This window comes from Cupriavidus sp. GW823-FHT07B10 (genome assembly GCF_058794355.1).
In genome coordinates this window covers 25,725-39,138 of record NZ_JBXAGS010000021.1, presented here as the reverse complement: position 1 = coordinate 39,138, position 13,414 = coordinate 25,725, and the positions used below count along the sequence as shown (strand labels likewise).

The 13,414-nt window shown below is 66.5% G+C and carries 11 protein-coding genes; all 11 read right to left on the bottom strand.

Going from position 1 to position 13,414, the window contains the following annotated elements; genetic code table 11:
- Positions 1-19: 19 nt before the first annotated feature.
- Entirely contained in the window at positions 20-1,360 is a 1,341-nt protein-coding gene (locus AC1Q6V_RS29550; protein WP_010809436.1) for an adenylosuccinate synthase, read from the bottom strand.
- An 85-nt stretch (positions 1,361-1,445) separates the two neighbouring features.
- Positions 1,446-2,597 (bottom strand): ATP phosphoribosyltransferase regulatory subunit, encoded by a 1,152-nt coding sequence (locus tag AC1Q6V_RS29545; RefSeq protein ID WP_010809435.1) that lies wholly within the window; start codon positions 2,595-2,597, stop codon positions 1,446-1,448.
- A 200-nt stretch (positions 2,598-2,797) separates the two neighbouring features.
- The gene (hflC, locus tag AC1Q6V_RS29540; protein ID WP_010809434.1) at positions 2,798-3,706 is read right to left on the bottom strand and encodes a protease modulator HflC; all 909 of its coding nucleotides are present in this window, start codon (positions 3,704-3,706) and stop codon (positions 2,798-2,800) included.
- Positions 3,707-3,716: 10 nt separating this feature from the next.
- Entirely contained in the window at positions 3,717-5,078 is a 1,362-nt protein-coding gene (hflK, locus tag AC1Q6V_RS29535) for an FtsH protease activity modulator HflK (protein ID WP_010809433.1), read from the bottom strand.
- A 152-nt stretch (positions 5,079-5,230) separates the two neighbouring features.
- Positions 5,231-6,493: a GTPase HflX gene (gene hflX, locus AC1Q6V_RS29530; protein ID WP_010809432.1), complete on the bottom strand. Its 1,263-nt coding sequence runs from the start codon at positions 6,491-6,493 to the stop codon at positions 5,231-5,233.
- Positions 6,494-6,718: 225 nt separating this feature from the next.
- Entirely contained in the window at positions 6,719-6,958 is a 240-nt protein-coding gene (gene hfq, locus AC1Q6V_RS29525; RefSeq protein WP_010809431.1) for an RNA chaperone Hfq, read from the bottom strand.
- 211 nt (positions 6,959-7,169) lie between these two features.
- A complete protein-coding gene (der, locus tag AC1Q6V_RS29520) occupies positions 7,170-8,513 on the bottom strand; it encodes a ribosome biogenesis GTPase Der (protein WP_010809430.1) in 1,344 nt (447 codons plus the stop codon).
- Positions 8,514-8,733: 220 nt separating this feature from the next.
- A complete protein-coding gene (bamB, locus tag AC1Q6V_RS29515) occupies positions 8,734-9,909 on the bottom strand; it encodes an outer membrane protein assembly factor BamB (protein WP_011615625.1) in 1,176 nt (391 codons plus the stop codon).
- A gap of 68 nt (positions 9,910-9,977) precedes the next feature.
- Positions 9,978-10,610, bottom strand: a complete 633-nt coding sequence (locus tag AC1Q6V_RS29510; protein ID WP_010809428.1) for a tetratricopeptide repeat protein — start codon at positions 10,608-10,610, stop codon at positions 9,978-9,980.
- Positions 10,611-10,678: 68 nt separating this feature from the next.
- A complete protein-coding gene (gene hisS, locus AC1Q6V_RS29505) occupies positions 10,679-12,049 on the bottom strand; it encodes a histidine--tRNA ligase (protein WP_010809427.1) in 1,371 nt (456 codons plus the stop codon).
- Between the two features lie 39 nt (positions 12,050-12,088).
- On the bottom strand, positions 12,089-13,381 hold the full coding sequence (gene ispG, locus AC1Q6V_RS29500) for a flavodoxin-dependent (E)-4-hydroxy-3-methylbut-2-enyl-diphosphate synthase (protein WP_010809426.1): 1,293 nt from the start codon (positions 13,379-13,381) through the stop codon (positions 12,089-12,091).
- Positions 13,382-13,414 lie beyond the last annotated feature (33 nt).

Here is a 13,414-nt window from a genome sequence, read left to right as displayed (position 1 = left end):
GTGGTGGGCTGCTGCCGGGTCAGGCCTTGTACGGATGACGCAGCAGGATGGTCTCGTCGCGGTCCGGGCCGGTCGAGATCATGTCGATCGGAATGCCGACCACTTCTTCCACGCGCTTCAGGTAGACGCGGGCCTGCTCGGGCAGCGCGTCCCACGTCTTCACGCCGAAGGTCGACTCGTTCCAGCCGGGGAATTCCTCGTAGACCGGCACGCAGCGAGCCACGGCATCAGAGCCGCGCGGCAGGATGTCGACGGTCTTGCCGTCGAGCTCGTAGCCCACGCACAGCTTGATGGTTTCCAGGCCATCGAGCACGTCCAGCTTGGTCATGCACAGGCCCGACACGCCGTTGATCTGCACCGAGCGCTTGAGCGCGGCGGCATCCAGCCAGCCGGTGCGGCGCGGACGGCCGGTGACCGAACCGAATTCCTTGCCGACGTTGGCCAGGCGCACGCCGACCGGATCCTGGCGCGACGGGTTGTCGTTGTCGTACAGCTCGCTCGGGAACGGGCCCGCGCCCACGCGCGTGCAGTAGGCCTTGGTGATGCCCAGGATGTAGTTCAGGCGGCCCGGGCCGACGCCGGCGCCCGCCGCGGCAGCACCGGCCACGCAGTTGCTCGAGGTCACGAACGGATAGGTGCCGTGGTCCACGTCCAGCAGCGTGCCTTGCGCGCCTTCGAACATCAGGTTGCCGCCGGCGGCATTGACCGCGTACAGCTCGGCCGACACGTCGGCCACCATCGGCGCCAGGCGCGGCGCGTAGGCCAGCGCTTCGTCCAGGGTCTGCTGGAAGTCCACGGCTTCGGCGCCCAGGTACTGGGTCAGCATGAAGTTGTGGTAGTCCAGGTTCTCGCGCAGGCGCTCGGCGAACTGCTGCGGATCGAACAGGTCCTGCACGCGCAGCGCGCGGCGGGCCACCTTGTCTTCATAGGCCGGGCCAATGCCACGGCCGGTGGTGCCGATCTTGGCGGCGCCACGGCGCGCTTCGCGCGCCTTGTCGATGGCAACGTGGTACGGCAGGATCAGCGTGGCAGCCTCGGAAATGCGCAGGCGGCTCTGCACCTGCAGGCCTGCGCCTTCGAGCTCTTCGATTTCACGGAACAAAGCTTCGGGCGACAGCACCACACCGTTGCCGATGTAGCAGACCGTGCCGTCGCGCATGATCCCGGACGGAATCAGGCGGAGAATGGTCTTCTTGCCACCGATGATCAGCGTGTGGCCAGCGTTGTGGCCACCCTGGAACCGCACCACACCCTGTGCCTGGTCGGTAAGCCAATCGACGATTTTTCCTTTGCCTTCGTCACCCCATTGGGTGCCGATCACGACGACATTGCGTCCCTGGCCTACTGCGGATGCGGACATATTGCTTTGGTCAATAGGTTAAAAACGTATTCTACTCTTGTTGCCGGGCGATTCTCGATTTTTGGGCACGCCCGGCGCCCAAGCGTCAGCGCGGCACCACGGCCCAGCCGGCATCCTGGCGCACCAGCTGCCGGTCGCAGTTGAATTCATCGAGCTCGTGGGTATGGCCGGGCAGCGACTGGATCACGATCTCGCCGGCCGCGCGCAGCGCGGAAATCGCGGCCCGGAGTGCCGGATCCGCATCCCAGGGCGCAAAAATCGCCTGGGCGCGCACTTCCACGGGCGACAGCGCCGCCACTTCTCGCAGATCCAGCGAGAAACCCGTGGCCGGGCGCGCACGGCCGAAGGCCTCGCCCACCTTGTCGTAACGGCCGCCGCGCGCCACGTAATTGGGCAGGCCAGCAACATAGGCCGCGAACATCACGCCACTGTGATAGTGGTAACCGCGCAAATCCGACAGGTCGATATTCACGCTGGCTCCGCGCACCTGCACCGCCAGTGCCGCCAGTTCGTCCAGCGCGCGGCCGATGGCCGGGCTGGCCGGCAGCGTCGCGCGCGCGCGATCGATCACGTCCACGCCGCCGTACAGCGTCGGCAGCGCCAGCAGCGCATCGCGCTCGGTCTGCGGCATGCCCACGGTCAGTTCGCGCAGGGCCGGCACATCCTTGGTTTCCAGCGCGGCAAAGAGCGCGTCCTCGATCTTGCGGATCGACGGCAGGCCCGCCAGCAGCGCTTCCAGGATGCCGGCATGGCACATGTCGATGCGGACATCGGACAACCCCGCCGCCTGCAGCGCGGCCAGCATCAGGTCCTGGATCTCGATGTCGGCTTCCAGGCCGGCATGGCCATAGATCTCGGCGCCGATCTGGATCGGCTCGCGCGTGGCGTGGAAGCCCGCCGGGCGTGCATGCAGCACGTTGCCCGCGTAGCACAGGCGGGTCACGCCCGGGCGGTTCAGCAGGTGCGCGTCGATGCGCGCCACCTGCGGCGTGATATCGGCACGCAGGCCCATGGTGCGGCCCGACAGCTGGTCCACCAGCTTGAGCGTGCGCAGGTCCAGGTCATGGCCGGTGCCGGTCAGCAGCGACTCCAGGTATTCCAGCATCGGCGGCATCACCAGCTCATAGCCGTAGGTGCGGAACAGGTCCAGCATGCGGCGGCGCAGTTCTTCGATCTTGCGCGCTTCCGACGGCAGCACGTCGGCAATGTTTTCTGGCAGCAGCCAATGGTTGGACATAGTGAATCTCTTCTCAGTCAATCTCTTCTCAGTCATTCGGACCACCTCGCGAGGCAATGCCCCAAGGCACCGGTCCTTGACCAGAAACGTCATCGCAGGCGCCACGCGCCCGCGCCATCACCCGGCGAGGATGGCTCCAGCCGGACAAAACCCCGGCAAGCCGGGGTTTCGTCAATTCGCCACACGGACAAGCGACGGTGCTAGCGCTTGCCTCCGGATCCGCCCGAGGCGGCCGCGGCGGCACCACCGCTGGAACGCATGTAGCGGAAGAACTCGGAGTTGGGCTCAAGCACCAGCACGTCGCGCTTGTCGCGGAAGGTGTTGCGGTAAGCCTCCATGCTGCGCCAGAACTGCGCGAACTGCGGATCGCGGCCAAACGCGTCGGCATAGATCTGCGAGGCCTTGGCATCGCCCTGGCCCTTGATCACCTGGGCGTCGCGGTAGGCCTCGGCCAGCACCACTTCGCGCTGGCGGTCGGCATCGGCGCGGATCTTCTCGCCCTCGGCGGCGCCGGTTGAGCGCAGCTCGTTGGCCACGCGCTTGCGCTCGGCCTCCATGCGGCGGTACACCGATTCGCTGATCGCGGGCAGCAGGTCAACGCGCTTGAGGCGCACGTCCAGGATCTCGACGCCGACCGACTTGGCATATTCAGCCATGCCGTTGCGGATGGCCTGCATCACCTGCTCGCGCTCGCCGGCGACCACGTCGGCCACGGTGCGCTTGCCGAACTCCTCGCGCGCCACCGAGTCGATGCGCTGGGTCATGCGGTCCTGCGCGCCGCGCAGGTTGCCGCCGAAGGCCACGAAGAACTTGCGCGGATCGGTGATGCGCCATTTGACGAACCAGTCCACCACCATGCTCTTCTTCTCGGCGGTCAGGAAACGCTCGTTGGCGGCGACGTCGATGGTCTGCAGGCGGCGGTCCATGAACACCACGTTCTGGAACGGCGGCGGCAGCTTGAAGTGCAGGCCGGGCTCGCGCACCACCTGCTTGATCTGGCCGAAGGCGAACACCACGGCGTACTGGCGCTGGTCGACCACGAACAGCATGGACGAAACCACGGCCAGCAGGATGAAAAAGCCAATCGCGAAGGAAATCAGTCGGTTCATGACGGTCTCCTCAGCGCGAGTCGCGGTCGCGGTTGCGCAGCGCTTCGCGCGAACGGGCGTCCGTCGATGCATCCGGCGCGGACGCCGGCGGGCTGGCCGCACCCGGTTGGCCCGGCTGCGGCGCAGCGCGGCCGTCGGCCTGTGCCATCAGCTTGTCCAGCGGCAGGTAGAGAAGATTGTTGCCCTGGCGCGCGTCCACCAGCACCTTGGTCGAATTGGTGTAGATCTGCTGCATGGTTTCCAGATAGATGCGGTCGCGCGTCACCTGCGGCGCCTTGGCGTATTCGGTCTGCACCGAACGGAAGCGCGAGGCATCGCCCTCGGCCTGCGCCACCACGCGGGAGCGGTAGGCTTCGGACTCTTCCTTCAGGCGCGCCGCGGTACCCTTGGCGCGCGGGAGGATGTCATTGGCATAGGCCTGGCCTTCGCTGATCGCGCGCTCGCGGTCCTGGCTGGCCTTGTTGACGTCGTCGAACGCGGCCTGCACCTGCTCGGGCGGCTGCACGCTCTGCACGTTCACGGACAGCACGCGGATGCCGGTCTTGTACGCCGTCAGGATGGCCTGGATCGACTTGGCCAGTTGCTGCGCGATCTGTTCGCGGCTCTCGTACAGCACCGCGTCCATCTTGTTGCGGCCGACGATCTCGCGCACCGAGGTCTCGGCGGCCTGCGTCACCAGCTCTTCATCGCCACCGCGGTCGGTCTTGTTGAAGAACAGGAATTCGCCGGCGTCCTGGATCACGTACTGCACGGTAAAGCGCACGTCGATGATGTTCTCGTCCTGCGTCAGCATCGACGAGTCCTTCAGGTTGCTGTCCTTGATCGAGGTGGAGCGCCCCACCTCGACCGAACGCACCGCCGACAGGTTGACGATCTCGGCCGACTGGACCGGCCAGGGCATGCGCCAGTTGATGCCGGGGCCGGTGGAGTACTTGAACTTGCCGAACTGCAGGATCACCGCGGTCTGGCCTTCCTGAACCATGAAGAAGCCGCTGGCCAGCCAGATGCCGACCACGGCCGCGACGATCACGCCAGCGCCCACCCCCGAGCCCTTGCCCGGCGTGCGCGGACCGCCAAAGCCCTGGTTGTTGCCGCCGCCGTTGTCCTTGCGGCCGAGCAGGCCGTTCAGGCGGCGGTTGAAGTCGCGCCACAGTTCGTCCAGGTCGGGCGGGCCGCCGTCCTGCTGCGGGCGCTGGTTCTGCTGGCGGTTGTCGTCGCGACCGTCCTTCTTGTCGTCGTCGTCCTGACCGTTGCGACCCCAGCGCGGATCGTTCAGCGAGAAGATGGCGCGCAGGCGCTGCCAGCCCGCGCGCAGCGCGAAGCGGCCGCCTGGTGTCAGGCTCGAATCAGCATTCCGGGGAAACTGGGGCATGAAGTGCACGGGTCCGGGGAAGTTTGTAACAGGGGGATTCTAGCAGTCATCCGAGCCACTTTTGGCCAATTCGCGCAATCCCGGCAGCAATCGCACCGGGATTGGGCAGAACGGCCGGAGCACTGGCGGCGAACTGACGGCAACTTGACAGGCTACAGCCTGTCCGAATCCCCCGCATCGGCGTCGTCGCTGCCGTCAGCCACGCCGCCCTCATCTGCACTGCCATCATCGCCGGCATCGGCGTACTGGGGCACGTCGGCCAGGCGCGGGTCATAGGGTTGCGGCTCGGGCGGGCGGCTGGCCAGCCATTGCGCCACCTCGACCACGGCCTCGCGCAGCGCATCCAGGCCCATGCCCTCGCGCGCGCTCAGGAACACGCGGGTGGGGATGCCGTCCTCGTCGCGCTCCAGGCGCGGGCCCTGCTCCAGCAGCTCGGGCGCGGCATCGATCTTGTTCATCACCACGATCTGCGGGATGTCCAGCGCGTTGATTTCCGCCAGCACGCGGTTGACCTGCTCGATCTGCTCGTGGCGCACCGGGCTCGATGCATCCACCACATGCAGCAGCAGGTCGGCATGCACGGTCTCGTCCAGCGTGGCGCGGAATGCCGCCACCAGTTGCGTGGGCAGGTCACGGATAAAGCCGACCGTGTCGGACAGCACCACGTTGCCCAGCCCGTCCAGGAACAGGCGGCGCGAGGTGGTGTCGAGCGTGGCGAACAGCTGGTCGGCCGCATAGGCGCCAGCCTTGGTCAGCGCATTGAACAGCGTCGACTTGCCCGCGTTGGTATAGCCCACCAGCGAAATGCTGAGCGTGTCATTGCGCGCGCGCGCGCGCCGCTGCGTGCTGTGCTGGCGCTGCAGCCGCGACAGATCGGACTTGAGCCGCTTGGCGCGCTCGTCCAGCATGCGCCGGTCCAGCTCGAGCTGGCGCTCGCCGGGGCCGCCGCGCATGCCGATGCCGCCCTTCTGCCGCTCCAGGTGGCTCCACGCGCGGACCAGCCGCGACGCGCGGTACTGGACCTGCGCCAGCTCCACCTGCACCTTGCCCACGTGGCTCTGCGCGCGCTGCCCGAAGATGTCCAGGATCAGGCCGGTGCGGTCGATCACGTGGCGGTTCAGGAAGCGCTCCAGGTTGCGCTGCTGTGCCGGGCTCAGGGCGTGGTTGAACACCACCACGTCGGCATCCAGCGCGTCGGCGGCCTCCTTCAGCTCCTCGGCCTTGCCCGAGCCGATGAACAGCGCCGGATCCGGCCGCGAGCGGCGGCCCGTCAACGTATGCACCGGCACAGAGCCAGCGGTAGAGGTCAGCAGCGCCAGTTCGCTGAGGCTTTCCTGGAAATCATGCTTGCCGAAGTCGACGCCGACCAGAATGGCGCGCGAAGGGGCGGTATTTGAAGTGGCTCTGGGGTCCAAGGGCGGGCGCGAAAGCGCAGGGAAAAACGGGTTCAGGGGGAAGGCGGGCGGATGTCGGACACTGTCCCGGCCCCTGCCGGGACAGGCCGCCGCATGATGCGGAACGTGGCGGCAGCGGTGGCGGCATTGGCAACCGCCAGGCCGCGCGGCACCGGGCGCAATGGCGCACCGGCGCCGGGCATCGGTGCGGCGCCGCGGGGCGCCCGCACGATGCCCGCAAGGAGATCAGGCCTCGGCGGCGTCATCCACGCGGAAATTGACCGCGCGCGCAGGAACGACAGTGGAAATCGCATGCTTGTAGACCATCTGCGTCACGGTGTTGCGCAGCAGGACGACATACTGGTCGAACGATTCGATATTGCCTTGCAGCTTGATGCCATTGACGAGGTAGATGGAAACCGGCACGTGCTCTTTGCGCAGCGCGTTCAGGAACGGGTCTTGTAGCAGTTGCCCTTTGTTGCTCATGGCACACTCCAAATTTATAGGTTTAGTGGTGAATGATGGGGATGGAAATCCCCGGTTCAAGTCAGGCGGCGCAAAAACGCGCCAGAAAAAAGATCAAAAACGGTACCAAGTCGGCGTCAATGCACAGGGAACCCCCTGCTACCGCAAATTTAGCCGCAGTTCCAAACGAACGCAAACGAAAACTTGCCCCGCCAGGAATCCGATTCCGGACTCAATCCTTCGAGTCCGCGTACGGATTTTTGTTCGTACGAAATTCGATGCGAAGAGGGGTGCCCTTTAGCTTGAATGCCGTACGGAAACGATTTTCCAGGTAGCGCCGGTAGGTTTCCGCAACGCCCGAGAGCGCATTGCCGTGGATCACGATAATGGGCGGATTCGAGCCGCCCTGGTGCGCGTAGCGCAGCTTGGGCCGCGACGCGCCGACCCGCTTGGGCTGCTGGAATTCCACCGCTTCCTGCAGCACACGCGTGAGCTGCGGCGTCGGCAGCTTGACCATGGCCGCGGCGAACGCGTCATCGACCGAACGCATCAGCGCGCCAATGCCGGTACGCTCGCGTGCCGAGACAAAATGGAAATTCGCGAAGCTAAGGAATTGCAGCTTGCGTTCCAGGTCATGCTTGATGCGGTCGCGGGTATGGCCGTCCAGCCCATCCCATTTATTGACGCCCACCACCAGTGCGCGGCCCGATTCCACGATAAAGCCGGCGATATGCGCGTCCTGGTCGGAAATATCCTGTTGCGCATCGAGCAGCAGGATCACCACATTGGCATCGGCGATCGACTGCAGCGTCTTGACCACCGAGAACTTCTCGATCGCCTCGAACACCTTGCCGCGCCGGCGCAAGCCTGCCGTGTCGATCAGCGTGTAGGGCTTGCCGCCGCGCTCGAACTCCACGTAGATGGCATCCCGGGTGGTGCCGGGCATGTCGAACGCGATCACGCGCTCTTCGCCGATCAGCGTGTTGACCAGCGTGGATTTCCCCACATTGGGGCGCCCGACGATGGCGATCTTGACGCCCTTGCCTTCGTCCGGAATCTCTTCGCCCAGCTCGGGGCGCTCCTGGACCGCGAGTTCGATGGCTTCGTCGACCAGTTCGCTCACGCCGTCGCCGTGGGCAGCGGAGATCGCGTACGGATCGCCCATGCCCAGCTCATAGAAGTCGGCCGCCACCGAGGTGTACTTCATGCCCTCGGCCTTGTTGACCGCCAGCATGATGCGCCGTCCGGTCTTGCGCAGGTAGTCGGCGATGGCGCGGTCCTGCGGCGCCAGGCCCAGGCGGCCGTCGACGATGAAGATCACCACGTCAGCCTCGACCACGGCCTGCTTGGTCTGCTTGGCCATCTCGGCGACGATGCCTTCCTTGACCACCGGCTCGAAGCCGCCGGTATCGATGGCGATGAACGGACGTTCGCCGATGCGCCCTTCCCCGTAATGGCGGTCGCGCGTCAGGCCCGGCAGGTCGGCGACAAGGGCGTCGCGCGATCGGGTCATGCGGTTAAATAGCGTCGACTTGCCCACATTGGGGCGGCCGACAAGTGCGATAACTGGTTTCATGCAATAAACGGAAACGGGGGCCGGCACGCCGCCCCCCGGTAACTCCGGAGTCAATGGATCCGACGGCACGCCGCGCCACCTAGGGCGCGGTCTGCCGCTTGTCCTGTCGGGCGCGGCGCCGGGTCAACGGACCCGCTGCAATTGCCGCGCTAAGGATCATGCTACCGGATTCGGCGCTGGCCGTACCGACAGGTGTACGGCAGCGCGCATTGGATTCCTGTCAGCCAGGCTGGAAACCGTAGACGTCGCCGTCGCGGGTCTGGATTACCAGGGTCTGCCCCGCCACCACGGGCGCGGCGGTGATGGCACTGCCATCGGTCTTCATGCGTGCGATGACCTGGCCGTCTTCGCGCGACAGGAAGTGTACATAACCTTCAAAGTCGCCCATTACCACCGAGCGGCCCAGGGCCAGCGGCGCGCCCAGGCGGCGATTGCGCAGGTCGTTGTTCTTCCAGCGCTCGTTGCCGTTCTGGCGGTCGAACGCATGCACGACCGACTGCTCGTCGCTGGCGTAAATTGCATTGTCATCCTGCGCCGGGCCGCTCGGCGACGAGAAATCCTTGCCCCACTGCGGCTGCCCGCTGGCCAGTTCCAGGCAGGCCACCCGGCCCTGGAAGGTGGTGGCGCAGACCTGGCGCCCGCTCACCATCGGCAGGCCGGTGACATCGTTCAGGCGCTCGATCTCCGACACGCCCTTCGGGTACGAGACCGCACTCTCCCAGCGCAGCACGCCGTTGCCCGGCGTCAGCACGCCCAGCTTGCCGCCGGGGAAGCCCATCACGATGCCGTCGCCGGCAAACACCATCCCCATCGCCGCGCGCAGGTTCAGCGGCGTCTGCGAACGCTGGTAGATCCAGCGGCGCTCGCCGGTCTCGGCGTCCAGGCCGAATACGCGCGTGTCGGTGGTGCGCACCACCACCAGGCCATTGCCGACCAGCGGCGCCGACAGCACCTCGCCGTTGACCTGCTTCTTCCAGATCTGCTTGCCGCTGGCGTCAAAGGCATAGATGGCGCCCTTCTCGCCGGCGACCGCCGTCACCGAGCCATCGCTGCCCGGACCCGAGGTCAGGTCCAGGTCGGCCTTGGACTTCCACAGCACGCGCCCGCTGGCGCCTTCCAGCGCCATCACGTTGCCGTTATTGGACGACACGTAGACGTTGTTGCCCGCCGCGGCCGGCTGCATCGAATAGGGGCCGCTCTTGCCCACGTCGGCCTTCCAGGCCTGGCGCACCGACAGCGTGCCCGAGACCGGCTTGAGCTCGGCGGGCGGGTGCTTGTTTTCCTTGCTGAACAGCGAGCAGCCGCCCAGTGTGGCCAGGCAGGCAACCGCCACCAGCGCACGGGTCATGGCGCGGGCAGGCTGGCGATGTACGGCACGGGAAAGCACTGACGTCATAGGGTTACGGTCCTGTTTATACGATCCGCTGGATATGCGGTGTTTGCATGCGTTCGGGAGCGGCCGGATCAGGCCGTGCCCAGCGCATCAAGCTTGAACTGGATGATCTGGCGCATCGCCGGCTCTTCCTGGCCCAGCTTGTCCAGCGCCTTGCGATAGGCCGTGCGCGCATCGTCGCGCTTGTCCTGCGCGGCGAGCAGGTCGCCGCGGCGGTCGGCATACAGCGCCACGAACGCTGCCGGCGGTTCATCCTTGAGCAGCGCCAGGCCCTTGTCGTAGGCCTTCTCGTCGAGCAGCACGCCGGCCAGGCGCACGCGCGCCAGGTGCGAATACTCCTGGTCGCCATGGTCGATGGCCCATTGCAGCTGGCTCTTGGCCGCGGCGAGGTCGCCCGCATCGTACAGCACGCGGCCCGCGACCAGCGCGCTCATCTGGCCATAGGCGGTGCGGCCGTACTTGTCTTCCAGGTCGGTCGCGGCGCGCTTGATGCGCTCGATGTCGCGCGCCTCGGCGGCCTTGAGCACCTGCTCGTACAGCACCGCGGCCTCGCCGGCCTGCTTGCGTTCCCAGTACTTCCAGCCGTTCCAGCCGGCGAACGCCAGCAGCGCGACGATCAGCACCCAGGTCAGCGCATTGCCGTACTGGCGCCACCAGGCCTTCAGATTCTCAAGCTGTTCCTGTTCTTCTAGATCGTAAGCCATGTCGAGGCAATCACCTGCGTTGGGTTAGGTACTCGTGTACTGGGTTTTCCGGGTGGCCGGTGCGCGATTTATTCGCTGGCGCCGACCATGGCGTCGATCAGGTAATCGACCAGTCCCTCGGCCGGCACGGTGGCCTGTTGTCCACCGCCTTCGGCCTGCTCGCGCTGGCGAAGTTCCTTGACCTGGACCACGCCGGCAGCCACTTCGTCGTCGCCAATGATAACGGCATAGGCCGCACCGCTTGTGTCGGCGCGCTTCATCTGCGACTTGAAGCTGCCGCCCTTGCCGTCGGGGCTGGCGTGCAGCACCACGTCCAGGCCTGCGTCGCGCAGCCGTTCCGCGGCGATCATCGCCTGCTGCGCGGCGGCTTCGCCCTGGTGCACCAGGTAGACGTCGCAGCCCGCCGCGTCGGGCACCACGCCCTCTTCGCGGATCAGCTCGATGATGCGCTCGATGCCCATGGCCCAGCCGCAGGCCGGCGCCGGCTTGCCGCCCATCTGCGCGATCAGCGGGTCATAGCGCCCGCCGCCGGCGATGGTGCCCTGCGCACCCAGCTTGTCGGTGATCCACTCGAACACCGTCAGGTTGTAGTAGTCCAGGCCACGCACCAGGCGCGGGTTGATCTTGAACGGGATGTTGTTGGCCTTGAGCAGGCGCTGCACGCCCTCGAAGTGCGCCAGCGACTCCTCGCCCAGGAAATCGATCAGCTTGGGCGCGTTGGCCGCCATCTCCTGCAGCGCCGGGTTCTTGGTGTCCAGCACGCGCAGCGGGTTGGTGTACAGGCGGCGCTTGCTGTCGTCGTCCAGGATGTCCTGGAAGCCTTCCAGGTACTTGATCAGCTGTTCGCGATGCGCGGCGCGTTCATGGGCCTGCCCCAGCGAATTGAGCTCCAGGCGCACGCCAACCAGGCCCAGGTCGTCCCACAGGCGCTGGCACATCAGGATGATTTCGGCATCCACGTCCGGGCCGGCAAAGCCCAGCGCCTCGGCGCCGAGCTGGTGGAACTGGCGGTAGCGGCCGCGCTGCGGACGCTCGTGGCGGAACATCGGGCCGGTGTACCACAGGCGCTTGGGGCCGTCGTACAGCAGATTGTGCTCGATGGTGGCGCGCACGGCCGCGGCGGTGCCTTCGGGGCGCAGCGTCAGCTGCTCGCCGTTGAGCGAATCGGTGAAGGAGTACATCTCCTTCTCGACGATGTCAGTGACCTCGCCGATGCCGCGCACGAACAGCTGCGTATGCTCGACGATCGGCGTGCGGATCTGCTGGTAGCCGTAGGCACGCAGCATGGCGCGTGCGGCATTCTCGAAATGCTCCCACAGCGGCGCATCCGCCGGCAGCATGTCGTTCATGCCCTTCACGCCCTGCAGGGCCTTGGCGGGGCGCACCTTCGGTTCGGTCTTGGCACCGCCTGCGGCGGCAACGTTCTCGGATTGCGTCATTCTGTTCTTGTCAGGCTGCTGGCACCCGGCCGGTCCGGCTCAGGCTGCCACTTCTTTGTCGGCCCGCGCAGCGCCCGGGCCGTAATGCGTGCGAACGTATTCATCTACGATCGCCTGGAATTCTTCTGCAATGCGCTCGCCGCGCAGCGTCTTCACCTTGACGCCGTCGACGAACACCGGCGCCGCCGGCGATTCACCCGAGCCCGGCAGCGAGATGCCGATGTTGGCGTGCTTGCTCTCGCCCGGGCCGTTGACGATGCAGCCCATCACGGCCACATCCATTTCCTCGACGCCCGGGTAGGCGGTCTTCCATTGCGGCATCTGCTCGCGCAGGTAGGCCTGGATGCTTGCCGCCAGCTCCTGGAAAACGGTGCTGGTGGTGCGGCCACAGCCCGGGCACGCAATCACCATCGGGGTGAAGTTGCGCATGCCCATGGTCTGCAGGATCTCCTGCCCCACGTACACCTCTTTCTCGCGCGGCGCGCCGGGTTCAGGCGTCAGCGAGATGCGGATGGTGTCGCCGATGCCTTCCTGCAGCAGCACCGACAGCGCCGCGGTCGACGCCACGATGCCCTTGCTGCCCATGCCGGCCTCGGTCAGCCCGAGGTGCAGCGCGTAGTCGCAGCGGCGTGCCAGCTCGCGGTACACCGCGACCAGTTCCTGCACCTGCGACACCTTGCACGACAGGATGATCTGGTCGCCCGGCAGGCCGATTTCCTCGGCCTTCTTGGCCGAGTCGATGGCCGAGGTGATCAGCGCCTCGATCATCACGCTCTGCGCCGGCCACGGCTCGGCGCGCCCGGCGTTCTCGTCCATGATCCGTGCCAGCAGGTCCTGGTCCAGGCTGCCCCAGTTCACGCCGATGCGCACCGGCTTGTGGTAGCGGCACGCCATCTCGATCATCTGCGCGAACTGCGTGTCGCGCTTGGCGCCCTGGCCGACATTGCCGGGGTTGATCCGGTACTTGGACAGCGCCTCGGCACAGGCCGGATAGTCCTGCAGCAGCTTGTGGCCGTTGTAGTGGAAGTCGCCCACCAGCGGCACGTCCACGCCCATGCGGTCGAGCTGCTCGCGGATCGACGGCACCGCGGCGGCGGCCTCGGGCGTGTTCACCGTGATGCGCACGATCTCCGAGCCCGCACGCGCCAGTTCCTTGACCTGGATGGCCGTGCCGATGGCGTCGACCGTATCCGTGTTGGTCATCGACTGCACGCGCACCGGCGCACCGCCGCCAATGGTCACCACATTGTCGCCCCACGCAACGCGCGCCTGGCGCGTCTGGCGGCGCGGCAGCGGACCGGGCAGGACCGGGAGACAGAGCTGTTGGTTCATAGCGTTACCACCTTGCAAAGACGCACCTCGCGC